Source organism: Sediminibacter sp. Hel_I_10, assembly GCF_000688335.1.
In the GTDB taxonomy this organism is placed as follows: Bacteria; Bacteroidota; Bacteroidia; order Flavobacteriales; family Flavobacteriaceae; genus Psychroserpens.
Map to the genome: position 1 here is coordinate 1,577,664 of NZ_JHZX01000001.1, position 17,109 is coordinate 1,594,772.

At 37.9% G+C, this 17,109-nt stretch carries 11 protein-coding genes and 1 tRNA gene; 4 read left to right on the forward strand and 8 right to left on the reverse strand.

The genetic code is table 11. From position 1 onward, the window contains the following. Positions 1–64: 64 nt before the first annotated feature. Positions 65–1,363: a c-type cytochrome gene (locus P176_RS0107040; protein WP_026754042.1), complete on the reverse strand. Its 1,299-nt coding sequence runs from the start codon at positions 1,361–1,363 to the stop codon at positions 65–67. A 242-nt stretch (positions 1,364–1,605) separates the two neighbouring features. Between P176_RS0107040 and P176_RS0107045 the strand changes: the two genes are divergently transcribed. Next, positions 1,606–1,986 (forward strand): SPOR domain-containing protein, encoded by a 381-nt coding sequence (locus tag P176_RS0107045; protein ID WP_026754043.1) that lies wholly within the window; start codon positions 1,606–1,608, stop codon positions 1,984–1,986. Positions 1,987–2,265: 279 nt separating this feature from the next. Here P176_RS0107045 and infB read toward each other — a convergent pair whose 3' ends face one another. From infB to rimP, 3 genes are read right to left on the reverse strand one after another with little or no spacing between them, the layout of a single operon-like run. After that, complete coding sequence (gene infB / locus P176_RS0107050) at positions 2,266–5,103, reverse strand: translation initiation factor IF-2 (RefSeq protein WP_026754044.1); 2,838 nt, start codon at positions 5,101–5,103, stop codon at positions 2,266–2,268. A gap of 60 nt (positions 5,104–5,163) precedes the next feature. Then, the gene (gene nusA, locus P176_RS0107055; RefSeq protein WP_026754045.1) at positions 5,164–6,396 is read right to left on the reverse strand and encodes a transcription termination factor NusA; all 1,233 of its coding nucleotides are present in this window, start codon (positions 6,394–6,396) and stop codon (positions 5,164–5,166) included. A 12-nt stretch (positions 6,397–6,408) separates the two neighbouring features. Continuing rightward, positions 6,409–6,873 (reverse strand): ribosome assembly cofactor RimP, encoded by a 465-nt coding sequence (rimP, locus tag P176_RS0107060; RefSeq protein WP_026754046.1) that lies wholly within the window; start codon positions 6,871–6,873, stop codon positions 6,409–6,411. A 153-nt stretch (positions 6,874–7,026) separates the two neighbouring features. Between rimP and P176_RS0107065 the strand changes: the two genes are divergently transcribed. Beyond that, a complete protein-coding gene (locus P176_RS0107065) occupies positions 7,027–7,851 on the forward strand; it encodes a universal stress protein (protein ID WP_026754047.1) in 825 nt (274 codons plus the stop codon). A 55-nt stretch (positions 7,852–7,906) separates the two neighbouring features. Here P176_RS0107065 and P176_RS19110 read toward each other — a convergent pair whose 3' ends face one another. Together P176_RS19110 and P176_RS0107075 are read right to left on the reverse strand one after the other, a co-directional pair. After that, positions 7,907–10,957, reverse strand: coding sequence for an esterase-like activity of phytase family protein (locus P176_RS19110; protein ID WP_051605423.1), 3,051 nt, complete (start codon positions 10,955–10,957; stop codon positions 7,907–7,909). Between the two features lie 252 nt (positions 10,958–11,209). Next, a tRNA-Gln gene (locus tag P176_RS0107075) sits at positions 11,210–11,282 on the reverse strand. A 150-nt stretch (positions 11,283–11,432) separates the two neighbouring features. Between P176_RS0107075 and P176_RS19115 the strand changes: the two genes are divergently transcribed. Together P176_RS19115 and P176_RS0107085 are read left to right on the forward strand one after the other, a co-directional pair. Continuing rightward, the gene (locus tag P176_RS19115) at positions 11,433–14,789 is read left to right on the forward strand and encodes a DUF2723 domain-containing protein (RefSeq protein WP_037348786.1); all 3,357 of its coding nucleotides are present in this window, start codon (positions 11,433–11,435) and stop codon (positions 14,787–14,789) included. 1 nt (position 14,790) lies between these two features. Further along, complete coding sequence (locus P176_RS0107085) at positions 14,791–15,471, forward strand: polysaccharide deacetylase family protein (protein WP_026754048.1); 681 nt, start codon at positions 14,791–14,793, stop codon at positions 15,469–15,471. Here P176_RS0107085 and P176_RS0107090 read toward each other — a convergent pair. After that, positions 15,468–15,764 carry a co-chaperone YbbN gene (locus P176_RS0107090; RefSeq protein ID WP_026754049.1) on the reverse strand — a complete coding sequence of 99 codons (297 nt, stop codon included), beginning with the start codon at positions 15,762–15,764 and terminating at the stop codon, positions 15,468–15,470. The genes P176_RS0107085 and P176_RS0107090 overlap by 4 nt on opposite strands. A 54-nt stretch (positions 15,765–15,818) precedes the next feature. Next, positions 15,819–17,048 (reverse strand): metallophosphoesterase, encoded by a 1,230-nt coding sequence (locus P176_RS0107095; protein ID WP_026754050.1) that lies wholly within the window; start codon positions 17,046–17,048, stop codon positions 15,819–15,821. Between the last annotated feature and the right edge of the window lie 61 nt (positions 17,049–17,109).

Consider the following 17,109-nt stretch of genomic DNA (forward strand, 5'->3'; position numbering starts at 1 on the left):
TTTTGTTTTTTTAAATCCCTTTTAAGGATTTCCGAGTCAACGAATGTATGCTATCCCAGTATGTTTAGTAGTGGCACTTACCACATTCTAAACCACCCATTTGAGCAGCCGTTAACTGATCAACACCATACTTCTTAGATAATTCATCATGAATTTTCTCGTAGTAAGCATTACCCTCTGTCTTCACATTTGTTTCTCTGTGACAGTTAATACACCAACCCATTGTTAATGGTGAGTATTGGTACATGATCTCCATTTCTTGAACAGGACCATGGCAGGTTTGACATTGGATACCACCAACCATAACGTGTTGCGAGTGGTTAAAGTAAGCGAAATCTGGTAGATTGTGAATTCTAACCCATTTTACCGGTTGTGTTTCACCTGTGTATTTTTGTTCATCTTCATTCCACCCTACAGCCTTGTAAAGCTTTTGGATTTCTTTATTGTAATCTACACCGTACTCATCAAGACCTGTTTGTTGTACAGACTCTGCTACTTGATAAATAGACTTATGACAGTTCATACAAATATTTAAAGATGGAATACCTGAGTGCTTGCTTACTCTTGCAGAAGAGTGACAGTACTTACAATCAATTGCATTTTCACCAGCATGAATTCTATGCGAATAGTGTATGGGTTGTATTGGTTCGTAACCTTGATTCACGCCTACTTGCATTAAGTAGCCATACACAAAGTAAGCACTTGCTAACAATAAGAAGATCACAGAAACCAATACTAAGAATTGGTTTTGAGCAAAGGCTTTCCAGATTGGAGTCCTCTTTTGTTTCACAGGAGCGGCCATGCCTTTATCATCAGCAAAACGGTTTAGAGTTTTTCTCACTAGCACCAAAGCAACAGCCAACAATGCAAATAAAATTGCTAGTGCAGCCAGAATTATGGTGTTTGATGCTCCATCATTTTGAACAACAACTTGCTGATCTCCTCCTCCTGCAGGAGCAGGCTCCTCTTTTTTCTCTTCAGCCGTATACGCTAAAATATCATCAATTTGTTGCTCAGACAATTGAGGAAAAGCCGTCATAGCCGTACCGTTATACTCATTGTAAATTTGGTTGGCATAAGCGTCTCCAGATTTAACCATTCCTGCACTATTATGAATCCAAGAGTACAACCACTGTCTATCTAGACCTTGTTCTTCTGCTAACCGTGACTCTACATTTCTCAATGCAGGACCAGTCATTTTACGATCTAATTGGTGGCATGATGCACAATTGGTGTTGAAGAGCTTTTTTCCATTTGCTGGATCACCCTCCTGGGCTGAAAGCGAAGTAGCTAACGTAAGTAAAAAAACCAACCCTAAGTTGAGGACTTTTGATGCTAGTTTTCGGTAGATTACCTGTGTCATATTTTAAATTGAATTATCTTCTAATCTTTGGTACGGTTTTTTCAATGATAGCAATGAAAACACGGTTTTATAAACTGCTGCAAAAATAACACTTAAAGTCGATTTCGAAAATGTTAGAGAAGCGTTAATTATCAATTTATAAACATTCTAAATAATAAAAAAGTGACTATTTAAGTTTAATATATGAAGGCTAAAACCTTGCGCTTAAAAAAAAATAGTTTCTTTGTATAAATCTAAAAAACATGACTGCAAATATCCTAAAAATTGCTCTTTTAACCCTTATTTTTTTATCTTTTTCTGAAGTAACTCATGGTCAAAATGGTAAAGTTACAGTAGATCAGGATGCTGTAATCACAAAATTATTAGAGTATAAAAAAGATGTAAAGACGGTTGACCTCTATAAAATCCAGCTCGATTTTGGTTCTAGATCAGAAGCAGAGGCCTTAAAATCTAAGTTTTTGAATGAATTTAGCGAATGGCCAGCAGAGATGGTTTATGAAACCCCAAACTATAAAGTATGGGTTGGAAACTTTAGCACGCGGTTAGAAGCAGATATTGCTCTAATGAAAATAAAGAAGTCGTTTACAAAGGCTATGGTATTTGAACCAAAAAAGGAGAAATAACCTATTAAAAACGGAATCCTCCTGAAAAAAAAACGCATTTACCTCTAAGCTAAAAGCAATTTGCCCACTTTAAAACATAAGCTACCCCAACTAGGCGAGTGCTGTATGCCATAGTTTTCGTAACTCAAATGCAGCATTTACGAGTTGTCTATTTCTATGTTCTCAATAGGCCGAAAGACATCTGGCATCTATTTATATTTTAAAAAAACGCTCATAAAAAAAGCGATTTCTATTTCTAGAAATCGCTTTTTTACTTTTAAAAAGAAGTTTGAAATGGGCTTATTTCAACTTTTTCTTGACCTCTACTTCTTTGAAAGCCTCGATGGTGTCATCAATTTGAATGTCGTTGTAGTTCTTCAATTGAATACCACAATCATATCCTTTGGCCACTTCTCTAACATCATCCTTAAATCGTTTTAAAGAAGTAAGTTCTCCTGTATGAATCACGACACCGTCTCTAATTAAACGAATGCCTGAGTTTCTAAAGATCTTACCGCTAATTACCATACAACCTGCAATGGTTCCGATTTTAGAAATCTTAAAGGTCTCTCTAATCTCTGCGGTACCGGTAATTTCCTCTTTAAGCTCTGGAGACAACATGCCTTCCATTGCATCTTTAAGGTCGTTAATGGCATCATAGATAATAGAATACATTCTAATATCAATTTCTTCTTGATCGGCAATCTGTCTTGCATTACCCATTGGTCTCACGTTGAAACCGATAATAATAGCATCTGACGCCGTGGCGAGTAACACATCACTTTCTGTAATGGCACCAACACCTTTATGAATAATATTCACCTGTATTTCTTCCGTAGATAATTTTTGGAAAGAATCGGTAAGTGCTTCCACAGAACCATCAACATCACCTTTAAGGATAATGTTCAATTCTTGGAAATCACCAAGTGCAATTCGACGTCCAATTTCATCTAAAGTAATATGACGTTGCGTTCTAACAGACTGCTCACGTTGTAACTGTGTACGTTTGGCAGCAATTTGTTTTGCTTCGCGTTCATCTTCATAGACATTAAACTTATCACCAGCTTGTGGTGCGCCGTCTAATCCTAAGATAGACACTGGCGTAGAAGGCCCAGCAGTTTTAACGTCTTTTCCACGTTCATCCTGCATTGCTCTTACCTTACCACTGTTTTTACCTGCCAAAACGTAATCTCCAATTTTAAGCGTACCCGCTTGTACTAAAATTGTGGATACATAACCACGTCCTTTATCTAAAAAGGCCTCAACTACAGTACCATTAGCACGTTTATCTGGATTAGCTTTAAGCTCTAAAATTTCAGCTTCAAGCAAAACTTTTTCTAATAACTCCTTAACTCCTGTTCCGTTTTTAGCAGAAATATCATGAGATTGAATTTTACCACCCCAATCTTCTACCAAAAGGTTCATATTTGCTAATCCTTCTTTTACTTTTTCTGGGTTAGCACCAGGCTTATCAATTTTATTGATTGCAAAAACTATAGGTACGCCAGCTGCTTGAGCGTGAGCGATTGCCTCTTTTGTTTGAGGCATGATAGCATCATCTGCTGCAATAACAATAATTGCTAAATCTGTTACTTGAGCACCTCTGGCACGCATGGCTGTAAAGGCCTCGTGACCTGGTGTATCTAAGAAGGCCATTTTTTGACCGCCATCTAATTCTACACCATAAGCACCAATGTGCTGTGTGATACCACCAGACTCACCTGCAATTACATTTTCTTTACGGATATAATCCAAAAGCGATGTTTTACCGTGATCTACGTGACCCATGACCGTAACAATTGGCGCACGAGGTTTTAAATCTTCAGGGTTTTCTTCAATAACTTCTGAAGATTCTTCGATATCTGCAGTTACAAAATCAACTTCATAACCAAATTCATCTGCTACAACAGATAAGGTTTCGGCATCTAAACGCTGATTCATCGTTACCATCATACCAAGTGACATACATGCTGAAATCACTTCTGTTACAGAAACATTCATCATTGTTGCGACTTCACTTGCCGTAACAAATTCTGTAACTTTTAATACTTTGCTATCTGCTGCTTCTGCTGCTTGATCTTTCTCAGTTTGCTCTCTGTGAGAGTCTCTCTTATCTCTACGATACTTCGCACCTTTTCCTTTAGAAGATTTACCTTGTAACTTCTCTAAAGTTTCACGTACTTGTTTTTGTACTTCTGCTTCGCTTGGCTCTTCTTTAACAGTAGATCCTCGCTTATTGTTAGCTGGTCTTCCTTTAAAGCCTCCTCTTTGATTGCCACCAGGACGATTATCTCCTCCAGACGCTGGCCCTTTACTTATACGGCGACGTTTACGTTTATCAACAGCAGGTTTTGCTTCTTCTTTTTTCTTTTTAGGCCTTGCAAACTTGGAAAGATCAATTTTATCTCCCGCAATTTTTGGACCTGTAAGTTTCTTGTATTGCGTAACTAAAGTCTCTTCTATTGGTTCTCCGTTTTCGTTGAACTTCTTCTCTTCTTTGACTTCTTCCTTAACCTCTTCTTTAGGTGCCTTTTCTTCAGTTTTAGCCACTGGCTCAACCTCTTTCTTAGGCTCAACTTTAGGTGCTTCTGATTCTTTAGGCTTCGTAGGCTCTGCTTTTTCTTCAGCTACAGGAGTTTTAGGAGCTTCGTCATCTTTCTTAACGTCCTCTTTTTTCTCCTCTTTCTTGACTTCCTCTACCTTCTTAACATCTTCTTTGACGTCTTCTTCTTTTTTAGGAGCAGGAGCCTCTTCTTTTTTGACTTCAGGCTTTTTGACTTCTGGTTTGCCACCATCTAAATCAATTTTACCAACTTGTTTTGGTCCGCTTAATTCAGCTCTAGCCCTAACAACTTCGTTTTGTTTAGCCTCACGCGCCGCTTTTTCTTCTAACTCACGCTCACGCTGTTCACGCAACTCTTCTTTTTCTTTCTGCTTAGCCTCACTAACTTCTTGGGATTCTGCCTTTTTGTTGGCATCCGTTTGAAATTCGTCTGAAAGAACTGCATAAACGTCTTCGGATATTTTTGTATTTGGGCTCTTCTCGATCTCCACGCCTTTTGATTCCAAGAAATCAACTGCACGATCAATGGAGATGTTAAGTTCCCTTAATACTTTATTTAATCTAGTTTGAGCCATAAATTGCCTATAATATACTTAAAAATCTTTTATACAAACCAACGTTTCAGTCAACCTGTATTATTCTTCAAATTCCTCTTTGAGGATTGTGATCACTTCTAATATTGTTTCTTCTTCAAGATCGGTACGCTTGACAAGGTCAACAATATCTTGTTCTAAAATACTCTTAGCTGTATCTAAACCAGCTTTACTGAATTCTTCAATAATCCAGCTTTCAATTTCATCTGAGAATTCTTTCAATTCTACATCTTCCTCAGCACCTTCTCTAAACACGTCAATTTCATAACCTGTTAATTTACCTGCTAATCTAATGTTATGTCCACCTCTACCAATAGCTTTAGAAACCTCTTCTGGTTTCAACAAGACCTCAGCGCGTTTATTTTCTTCATCCAATTTAATAGAGGTTACCCTTGCTGGGCTTAACGCTCTAGTGATGAACAATTGAATATTATTAGTGTAATTGATAACATCAATATTCTCATTACCAAGTTCACGAACAATACCGTGAATTCTTGATCCCTTCATCCCAACACAAGCGCCAACAGGGTCAATTCTATCATCATAAGAATCTACCGCCACTTTAGCCTTTTCACCAGGAATCCTTACCACATGTTTCACCGTAATCAAACCGTCAAACACTTCTGGTATTTCTTGTTCAAATAATTTCTCCAAAAATGCAGGAGACGTTCTTGACATCACAATTGCTGGCTTATTCCCTTTAAGCTCTACGCTTTCAATAATACCTCTAACATTTTCTCCTTTTCTGAAAAAATCTGAAGGAATTTGCTTGTCTTTTGGCAATATGATCTCATTGCCTTCATCATCTAAAAGAATAATAGCTCTGTGACGTATGTGGTGAACTTCCGCAGAATATATTTCTCCTTCAAGTTCTTTAAACTGCTTATATATGTTGGTATTATCGTGCTCGTGGATTTTAGCGATCAAGTTTTGACGTAATGCCAAAATAGAACGACGCCCTAAATCTATTAATTTCACTTCTTCTGCAACATCTTCTCCAACTTCAAAATCTGGTTCAATTTTTTGCGCTTCTGATAATGCAATTTCTTGGTTAGGTTCTTCAACCTCATCATCGGCAACTACAATTCTATTTCTCCAAATTTCTAAATCCCCTTTATCTGGGTTGATTATGATATCAAAGTTATCATCATCGCCATACTTCTTCTTTAATGCACTTCTTAATACATCTTCCAAAATGGCCATTAGCGTGACACGATCAATTAATTTATCGTCTTTAAATTCTGAGAACGAATCAATTAACGCAATATTTTCCATAATTACTTTGACTTAAAATTTTATTACAACTTGAGCTTTTGAAATAACGTCATACGCTAGTTCAGCTTGTTTTTTTACGGTGACTTTGCCTTTACCTACAGGCTTAGGCTCTCTTGTTTTCCATTCTAAAAGAATAGCATCATCAGTAGCTTCAGAAAGCGTGCCTTCAATAACCTCATCTCCCTTTGTTTGCACGTTTAACGTTCTACCAATGTTTTTTTTGTATTGACGCTTATTGGTCAATGGTGATGTTGCACCTGCAGAAAGCACTTCTAAAGAAAAATCAACTTCTTCCCTATCTAGGTTATGTTCAATACCTCTGCTCACAAACATGCAGTCTTCGACCAGCACGCCATTATCGCCGTCTATGATTACTTTGATTGCATTATCGCCTTGTACCTCAAAATCAATGAGGAATAGGTCTGGGCGCTCATCTAAGGCGTTATTTAATAAATTCTTTACGGTTTCCTTGAACATTATTAGTATAAAAAGAGCGGACTTCCCGTCCGCTCATTATTCTTTTTTCTTCAAACAACGCTGCAAATATACAATAAATTTATTGATTCTCCCAAGTGCTTAAGTTTGGATTTTTATTATTAAATTTAGTGTAATTAATTAAACATCACCCTCATGAAAAAAATACTTGTTCCAACCGATTTTTCCAAGGAAGCAGAAAACGCACTTAAAGTGGCATCAAAAATTGCCAAAATGCATCAAAGTGAAATCTATCTATTGCACTTGTTAGAGATTCCTTTGACAGAAACTGACGCCGTTACTGCCACTGCAGATGTACCTGAAGTGATGTTTTTTATGAAGATGGCTCACCAACGTTTTGAAGATTTGATGTCTAGTGATTACCTCTCTGGCATTAAAGTTCATGAGATTGTTAAACCTGACGGCGCTTTCAATGGTATTGCCGATATTTCTAAAGAGCATGGCGCAGACCTCATCGTTATGGGCTCGCACGGCGCCAGTGGTTTTCATGAAATGTTTGTGGGATCCAACGCTGAAAAGGTGGTGCGCTCATCAGACATTCCCGTATTGGTTATCAAAGATGAACACGATGACTTTAGCGTTAATGATATTGTCTTTGCATCAGATTTCAACAATGATAACAAAGAGACGTATAGACAGGCCACAGAGGTTGCCACAAGCTTTGGAGCCAAATTGCACTTACTCATGGTAAATACTCCTAATACTTTCTCGACTACAAAAAAAGCCCATGAACGCATTCACGACTTTATAAAGGACTACCCTTTTGAAAATTACACCATCAGTATTTATAATGATGATAGTGTAGAAAAAGGCATTCTTAATTTTTCTGCCGATGTTAATGCTGACCTCATAGGCATTAGCACTCATGGCAGACAAGGCATTGCTCACTTTTTCAATGGTAGCATAAGCGAAGATCTTGTGAACCACTCCAGAAGACCTGTGATGACCTTTAAGATTTAGACATAAAAAAATCCCAATCAACAGATTGGGATTTTAATTTTGTTTACGCTCTTAATTACAGCTTCAGAAAACGCTTAACGCCATTGGTTTTAGTTTTTATAATGTAAACGCCAGTGCTCAAATGTGATACATTTAGAGTCGTTTCATTATCAAACTGCTTCACTTCTTGACCGTTTATATTATATACACTTCCCGAGAGTCTTTTGTTGAATTTCAAAGTGCCTTGCGCTACAGGGTTAGGAAATATCATAAAATCGTTATCGGCAACCAAGTCACTTACACTTAAAGCATCTTCATCTATTTGAATGATTCCCAAAGACCCACTAACCTCATATCCTACTAGAAGTAAATTTTGGGAATTAGGACTTTCTGCAGCTGAAACAAATTTTATGATTTCTGGAGCAGTGTCTCCCAAATCTCTATTGCCTTTGTAATAGGTAATGAATTCTACGTCTTTAGGATCTGTAATATCATACATTAATATAGAACTCTGTCTCTCTAATCCGATAAACGCATACGTTTTATTACCTATAGTCCCAATTGTCACAGCCTCTGGTTCTGCGCCTTTATCATCAGATCTTCCATCAAACTCACCCTCGTCTTCATTAAAAAGAGCGGCTTCTTCAGCAGCAACCGTTAATCCAAATTGGTTTGCACTATCAAATACCAGGTTTCCGTATTGATCAAAAATAGAAAAGGATCGCGCTCCATAAGAGTAAATTTGCTCAAATTCACCATCTCCATTGTAATCACCATCTACAGTTGTGGTTTTTAACCTTCCAAGATCATCGTTTAACTGAAGCGTTGCGGCCTCTGGATAATACTCTGCGTTTAAGGTTAAATCATCTACACGCACTTCTTCGGAATAGCCATCGTAATCTCGGGAATCACCTTCGTTGGCTGTAACAATGTAATCTATTCCATCAACAGTGTAAGATGTTATACCATCTGGCATAAACATTCCCAAGGTTGGATGTTGTGTGATGTTCACCACCCCATCGGTATTTGAAGCATCAAAGCCATAATCATTTGCAAAAGAAATAATCCCAAGTACACTATTATCTGTAATTCCCGCACCTGCAAGACCAAAATCGTTATCATTAATTATAGCGATTTCATTGTTTGGCAACAAGGCAATACCCTCCGCTTTATCAGAACCTTGGTAACCAATACTAGGCAAATTAATCACTTTTAGCTTGTGTACAGGACGAATGTTTTGGGCCACAATCTCATCTGCAGTTAATTCTTCCAATTCACTATCTCCAGAAATTTCAACATCTAGAATATTTGTTGCGAAATTAATGTCTATTTCAAACACATATTTTTTTCCATAAGCAACTTCTGGCCCTTCAGAATCTCTTTCAATTACCAAAAATTTACCGTTACCAACATATACAGCATCTCCAATTTTATCAACTCTTGATGAAGAGAAACCAGCATCTTTATTTCTTTCAAGAAGATAGACATACTCACTTACAGGATTTCCTGTTTGAGCATCTATTCCCAAAATTCTAATCACATCAGAATTGTTTTGAGTACTATTTGACGGGTTGTAAAGAGGTGATTGAATAAAACCGTAAATAATATTGTTTACTTCGTCATAAGCAATACCTTCAAAACCTCTATTGGCACGCCTTTTTGAATACACTTCTGGTAAAGTCTCTGCTCCATATGTTCCAACAGGCTGTGGCGTTGTTCCTAACAAAGACGTCCCATTTGGCACAAAACGATCGATAAGCACACCATCACTATCAAATTTATATAATGCTGGTCTGTACTCGTCGCACATCCAAAAATTTCCTTCAGAATCTTTAAGAATACCTTCAAAGTCACCTCCAAATTCATCATAAGGCAACGCATGATACGTTTCCGAAGCATCATTTAAAAAATCAGCATTTGCATAATCTGTATCAGCATCTGTATAAGTTACAGGAACCTCATCAAAGCCAGGGATATTTCCCTTACCAGTTATTGGCGTTACCCCATCTTGTCGTGTTAAAAGAATTTCTTCATTCAATTCTACATTTCCTGTTGCTTTGTTCAAGGTGAATTTTGCTATTCTCCCTTGATAATCTGGTAATTTAAATGGTCTTAAATTTTGATTGGTTGCAGGAGTGACGCTAGCTTTAGCTACAGGGCCGTCATTAGGCCCTCTATCTGGCACAGCATAAAACACGTATGAAGTTTCCGTAGAATTTACGGCATCGTAAAACAAACCCGAGAATCCTCCCAAATCTACTGTTGGCTGACCATTATCATAAACAGGCGTTCCCAAAGCTGGCCAATTAGGATCTAGTTCATTTAAAATATAGCTCGTTACGGTTGGCGTTCCCAACATGTGGTTTTTATAACCAAGTGGCAAAATATCTAAAATGGTATTGTTTGTCAAGTCAACTACAACAAGTGCGTTATTCTCTTGGCAGCTCACGTAGGCTTTTGATCCATCTTCTGAAACTGCAATGTACTCTGGCTCTAAATCTTGAGACACTGAAGCCGCTCCGTCATTTCCAAAAATACGAATGCCTTTATTTTGTAATGCTACTTTTTTTGTGTCATAATCATTAAAGTCTATAGAGGTCACTGAAGCAGAAGCTACTCCCGTACTTAAATCGATAATAGAGACTGTTCCTTCTGGATCCACAGTATAGTCCGACGAAGGCTCTCCTTCATTAGCAACTAATAATGACAACCCATCTGGAGTAAAAGTAATCATATCTGGAAGCGCGCCTACAGTAACTTCACCCACGTAAGTACCATCTAGATCAAAAAATACAACTTTACCTGGATCTTGTTTAGGATCTGCTTCTACAGCAATTGCTACAATGTCTCCCTTAATAGCTATGGAGTTTGGACCTGCACCATAAGGAGAAAGATCTACGTTTTGAATAAGGGTTGGCAAATCTGGATTGGTAATATCTACCATAGTAAATGAATTACTATCAGAATTGGTAAAAAACGCATGACTGTTAGTCGCATCATACGCTACAGTTTCTGCAGAATTTTCTACGTTCGTCTGATAGCTTGAGAGGTGTTGAAGTTCATCTTGCGCATGTACCGCAGTTAAACTTAATGCCAATACGCTGGCAAACATTGTAATTTTCTTCATGTTTCTTATTTATGAGATTAATTGATCCCACAAATAGAAGGCTTAACGTTTGCCTGAATGTTACGAGCGTATTATGTTGGTGTAAATTACCACCGCCTACGTTAATCTAATGTAAAGCCTTGCCATGCTTAGAAGTATCGAACCAAAAAACGCAATTGTTTTGTTGATGATTTATTGATATCGAATTAAGATTCAGAAATAAAAGGCAAAAAAAATCCCGATTGCGTTAGCAATCAGGATTTTCTCTTTCAGTTGGCCCACTAGGTCTCGAACCTAGACTCTTTGGTACCAAAAACCAACGTGTTACCAGTTACACCATAGGCCAATACTCTTAAGAGAGTGCAAATTTAATACAAAGTTTTATTTGCACAAATAATTTGTTGTAAAAAAATTCAAATTACTTAACGTTTACTTAAAAACTTAAGCGTTTGTGATATTTATTAGTAAATTCGCCCGCATCAAATAGACTTTCTTTATGACACATTTCAACTTCAAGAAATGGAATACCATCTTGGGGTGGTTTGCTTTTGCTGTTGCGCTATTGACCTATGCTCTTACTATAGAACCAACAGTTAGTTTTTGGGATGCAGGTGAGTACATTTTAACCTCCTCTAAACTTCAAGTTGGGCACCCACCGGGCGCACCTTTATTTCAAATGCTTGGTGCTTTTTTCTCGATGTTTGCACTAGAACCCGCCCAAATTGGGATGATGTTGAACATGATGAGTGCCGTAGCAAGTGCATTTACCATATTATTTATGTTTTGGACCATCAGCATTCTGCTTAGAAAAATAGCAGTTGCAGGCCAACCAAATAAAGATGGTTTTGATGATCATAGAAAAACCCCACTTTCAAAAAATCAATATATGGGCATCCTTGGTGGTGCTTTGGTAGGAAGTTTGGCGTTCACCTTTACAGATTCCTTTTGGTTCAACGCTGTGGAGACCGAAGTGTATGCCATGGCTACTTTAATCATGGCCATTTTATTTTATTTAGGGCTACGTTGGGAACGCGATATGTTTAAACCTAGAGGTCATAAGTGGCTTATTTTAATTGCTTTTGTCATTGGTTTATCATTTGGGGTCCACTTTATGGGATTACTAACCATTCCCGCACTGGGACTTATCTATTTCTTCAAGAACTACAAGACGGTTACCGTTAAAAACTTCATCATCGCCAACGTAGTTGCGGCAGCCATATTACTTTTCATCTTTAAATTATTACTGCCAAACGCACTGCGATTATTTAGTGCTTCGGAAATTTTCTTTGTCAACACCATTGGGTTACCCTTTAATTCAGGATCTATCATTGCAGGAATTGCTGTAGTGGCTGCGTTCTATTTCGGTCTAAAATATACCCGTGACAAAGGCTACAAATATGCCAATACGCTCACGCTCTGCTTGATCTTTATATTTATTGGGTTCTCTTCTTGGATCATGCTGCCTATAAGAGCAAATGCCAACGTGATTATTAATGAAAATAATCCGTCAAGTGCCAGAGAGTTACTTGCCTATTACAACTTAGAGCAATATCCGGAAACACACCTGTTTTACGGCCCCTTGTTTACCGATCAATATTCGGGCTTGGATAAAAACAATCCTTACTTAGATGATAAACCAAAATATGAGAAGGATGAAACTACTGGAGAATACATCATCGTTAACCAGTGGAAAAACGCCAAACAAAATTACAACTCCAAACACGCTTCTATTCTACCTCGTATGTGGAGTACAGAGCATGCTGAAAATTATATGATGTTTACAGGGCTACTTGATTTTAAAATCAAGCCTGAATATCAAATGGAAAATGAAGTTAGAACTTTGGTCAATGAGTTTAGGGCAGACGTCTCTAAAGGCAATGTCGATTATGAAGATTACAACAGCTTCCTAAAACAGTTTGGCCGCGATCTTCTTGATGTTGAAAAACCGTCTATTGGTGACAACCTCTATTATATGTTTGACTACCAGTTGGGCTATATGTACTGGCGTTACTTTATGTGGAATTTTACAGGCAGACAAGATGATATTCAAGGTAAATACGATGATCTCCACGGAAATTGGATTAGCGGTATTGGCTTTATAGACGATATGCATTTAGGGATGTCTCAAGATAATCTCCCTAGTGATGTTGAAAACAATAAAGCCCGAAACACCTATTATTTTTTACCGTTAATTTTGGGATTAATTGGCTTTTTGTTCTTAATGGGTAGAGATCCAAAATTATTTTGGGTCATGTTGGTCTTCTTTTTATTTACAGGTCTGGCCATTCAGTTTTACACCAACGTAAGACCATTTGAGCCTAGAGAACGGGATTACTCTGTAGTTGGTTCGTTTTATGTATTTGCCATCTGGATTGGTTTTGGAGTGTATGCTATTTATAATGCCCTTCGGAAATTCTCCAACTCGACATTTATAGCACCAGCAGTCACTTTAGTCTGTTTGATTTTGGTTCCTGGCATCCTGGCCGCCAATAATTGGGATGACCACGACCGTTCAGAAAAATATACCGCACAAGCCATGGCGCGTAAATATTTAGAATCTTGTGCTCCAAATGCCATTCTCTTTAGTATTGGGGATAATGACAGTTTTCCATTATGGTATCTGCAAGAAATTGAAGGCGTAAGAACCGATGTGCGTGTGGTAAATACCAGTCTTTTCCAAACCGATTGGTACATTGATCAAATGAAGCGTCAAGCTTATGAAAGCGATCCTATTCCGTCCCAATTGACGCATGAGCAATACCGCTTTGGAACCAGGGACTACATTATGAAGAACGAAATCACAAGAGATACCTTTTTGATCAAGGATTTTATGAACTTTATTTCTAGTGATGATCCAAAATATAAATTAAAATATGCCTTAAAGGCTCAAGGAGAGGATCCTTCTGGCTATCCTGCGCAACTCTTAAACTCTAATTATCTACCAACAACTCATGTAAGAGTTCCTGTAGATAAGCAAGCCGTTTTAGAGAATGGTATCGTAAAAGAAAAAGATGCCGATAAGATTGTCCCTTATATTGATATTAATATTTCTGGTGGTGCACTTTACAAAAACCGTTTATTGATGCTCGACGTGATTGCCAATAACAACTGGAAGCGCCCTATCTATTTTACGGGAGGTGCCTTTAGTGATGACGATTATATTTGGATGAAAGACTATCTGCAGTTGGATGGTTTATGCTATAAATTAGTTCCTATAAGAACGCCTGTAGATCGTGCAAACCCTTTTAATATGGGCCGCGTAGATACTGATTTGATGTATGATCAAGTCATGGCATGGGATTGGGGAAATAGTGGTAGCGATAAGATTTATCATGATGTGGAAACTCGTAAAAACGGAATTACCTATCGTGGAAATCTAGCCAGATTATTGGAAGACCTTATCAATGAAAACCAATTAGAAAAGGCAGAAAACATTGCCGACTTGGCCATGGAAAAAATGCCTGTAGATAAGTTTGGCTTTTATACGCTGCTAGAACCTTATATTGGTGGCTACTACGAAGTAGGCAACAAAGAGAAAGCACGTAATCTCTATAAAGAGGTTGCTCGTAAGTATCAAGAGAACTTGACGTATTGGAGCGGGCTTACCATTGAAAACCAAACCCGTTATATTGATGAAATTGTAACCGATATTGAACGCTACCGCAGTTTAGTAGATCTATTGGTCATTTATAAAGATCAAGACTTTGCTATGAAAGAAACGGCCAAGTTCAATAACTATCTTGAGTTATTCAAGCATTTCTCCAGCAGTGAAACGGAAGACGTTGAGCCTGTTTTAGAAGAGCGAGACTTGCAGAGTGACACCATAGACAATTTGCTTAAACTAAACGAGTAACTTGAAAATTGCTCCTGTAAAAACTCCGTGGCTCGCCAAACGCATCTTTCCAAATTATGTGTGGAGCGTTGCCACGGACCAAAAGGAGCTTTACCTTACTTTTGATGATGGCCCTACGCCAAAAGTTACCGATTTTGTATTGGAGCAACTTGCTGAGTATCATGCAAAGGCCACCTTTTTTTGTATTGGTAACAATGTAGAAAAGCACCCAGATCTATTTAAAAAGACTATAGCAGCAGGTCACAGCATTGGCAACCATACGCAAGAGCATTTTAAAGGTTGGAAAACAAGTACCCAAGCGTATTTAAAAGGCGTTGAGAAAGCGGAACAGGCATTTATGCAAGCACAAATGACGACGACTTCTAGCAGTGACTCAAAGCTCTTTCGCCCACCCTACGGACAAATTAAGCGCAGCCAAGGGAAACAACTCATTGCTCTAAATTACAAAATCATCATGTGGGATGTACTGTCTTTTGATTGGGATCACAGCGTTTCCGAAGATCAGTGTTTGAAGAATGTTATACAAAATAGTGTTGCGGGAAGCATTGTAGTCTTTCACGATAGCGTAAAAGCCTCTAGAAATATGCAATATGCACTTCCTAAAGTGTTAGACTATTTTAGCAATGAAGGCTTTGTTTTTAAAGGGCTGCCTCCAACAATGCCGTCAATAATAAAATCTTAAATATATTCTTGTACGATGGCGATAAGTGTATTAGCATCTTGCTCTCCGCTATAACGCCATTTCATTTCACCATTTTTGTAGATAATTAATGTGGGCAACCCCTTAACCCGAAGTGCTTCGGCAAGTTCTTTATTCTTGTCAACATCAATTTTTATAACTTTTGCCTTATCACCAAGAGCGGCGGCTACATCTCGCATTACCGGATGCATGGCTGTAGATTGTTCGTTCCATTCGGTAAAGAAATCCAATAGAACTGGCATATCAACATCGATGAGTTCCCCAAATTTTGACATACGTTTAAACTTTTAAATCAGATATGTATATACAAAGATAACATTTCCACTCTATTAAGCATTATTTGTGCCCTTTTTAAGAGTGATCACGGTTACTTCAGGCCAAATCCCAACACGACCAGGGTATCCTAAATATCCAAAACCTCGATTAACATTAATATATTGGCCCAATTGTTCATAAATTCCCGCCCATTGTTTGTAGCGCCATTTTACAGGGCTCCACTTGATCCAACCAGGAATTTCAATACCAAATTGCATCCCGTGGGTATGGCCACTCAAAGTTAAATGATAGTGGTAATCGTCCTTTAACACCTCAGCTTCCCAATGGCTGGGATCATGAGACATTAGGATCTTAAAATCATCGGCATTGACGCCTCGCTTTGCCTTTTGAAGATCACCAGCCTTTTTAAAGCCGCCTTTGCCCCAATTTTCTACACCTATTAAAGCAATGCGCTGCCCATCCCGTTCTATAAATCGGTTTTCGTTGAGCAATAAATCATAGCCCATCGTTTTTTGCAATTGTACCAAATCTGCCAAATTTTGTGCTTTTGCATCAGCAGATGACCAATCGATATAATCGCCGTAATCGTGATTTCCTAAAACACTATAAACCCCATCCTTAGCTTTTAATTCACCAAACATGTCTGCCCATGGTAACATTTCCGAAGACTTATTATTAACCATATCGCCAGTAAACAAAATAATATCACTGTTTTGCGACTTGATCAAGTCCACTCCATATTTAATTTTTTCCCGATTGTCAAAACTACCAGAATGAATGTCGCTAATTTGTGTCACCTTATAGCCATCAAAGGCTTCTGGTAAATCCTCAAAATGTAAGGTATACTCTAAAACCCTAAAACGGTATTTCCCTTTATACATGCCATAAAGCAAAGAGGTGAAGGGAATAGCCGCGAGACCAAGCGCAATAGCACTTACAAATTTCCGCCTAGAAGGCACATGAAACGTCTCCTTACCACCCACTACTTTATGGTAAAGTCCCGTAAGGGTTCTAACAATATCTTCTAAGAACAATATGGGAATCAAAATAAAACTAATCGATAAAAAAGCGATCAAAAACCCAAAAGCATAGCTTTTTGCAGGATCCAAAACTCGTCCTTCTGAACCTGTATTGAATTGATAAATAAAATTACCTAGAACAATAAGTGCGACGCCCAGATACACATAATGAATCCATGACATCTTGAAAATGGTTTTTATGGCTTGAAATCCATAAACGGTAAAAAGAATGTAAATAATGATAAATAGAATCCAGCGAAGCATAGGTCTGTTTGCAGTTCAATCAAATATAATCGTTTTACAAAAGAGAAGTGATTTATCAAAA

Bases quoted from the DNA above. Each gene is read 5' to 3' on its own strand.
- P176_RS0107040 (WP_026754042.1), bottom strand. From the start codon at position 1,363: ATGACACAGGTAATCTACCGAAAACTAGCATCAAAAGTCCTCAACTTA.
- P176_RS0107045 (WP_026754043.1), top strand. From the start codon at position 1,606: ATGACTGCAAATATCCTAAAAATTGCTCTTTTAACCCTTATTTTTTTA.
- infB (WP_026754044.1), bottom strand. From the start codon at position 5,103: ATGGCTCAAACTAGATTAAATAAAGTATTAAGGGAACTTAACATCTCC.
- nusA (WP_026754045.1), bottom strand. From the start codon at position 6,396: ATGGAAAATATTGCGTTAATTGATTCGTTCTCAGAATTTAAAGACGAT.
- rimP (WP_026754046.1), bottom strand. From the start codon at position 6,873: ATGTTCAAGGAAACCGTAAAGAATTTATTAAATAACGCCTTAGATGAG.
- P176_RS0107065 (WP_026754047.1), top strand. From the start codon at position 7,027: ATGAAAAAAATACTTGTTCCAACCGATTTTTCCAAGGAAGCAGAAAAC.
- P176_RS19110 (WP_051605423.1), bottom strand. From the start codon at position 10,957: ATGAAGAAAATTACAATGTTTGCCAGCGTATTGGCATTAAGTTTAACT.
- P176_RS19115 (WP_037348786.1), top strand. From the start codon at position 11,433: ATGACACATTTCAACTTCAAGAAATGGAATACCATCTTGGGGTGGTTT.
- P176_RS0107090 (WP_026754049.1), bottom strand. From the start codon at position 15,764: ATGTCAAAATTTGGGGAACTCATCGATGTTGATATGCCAGTTCTATTG.
- P176_RS0107095 (WP_026754050.1), bottom strand. From the start codon at position 17,048: ATGCTTCGCTGGATTCTATTTATCATTATTTACATTCTTTTTACCGTT.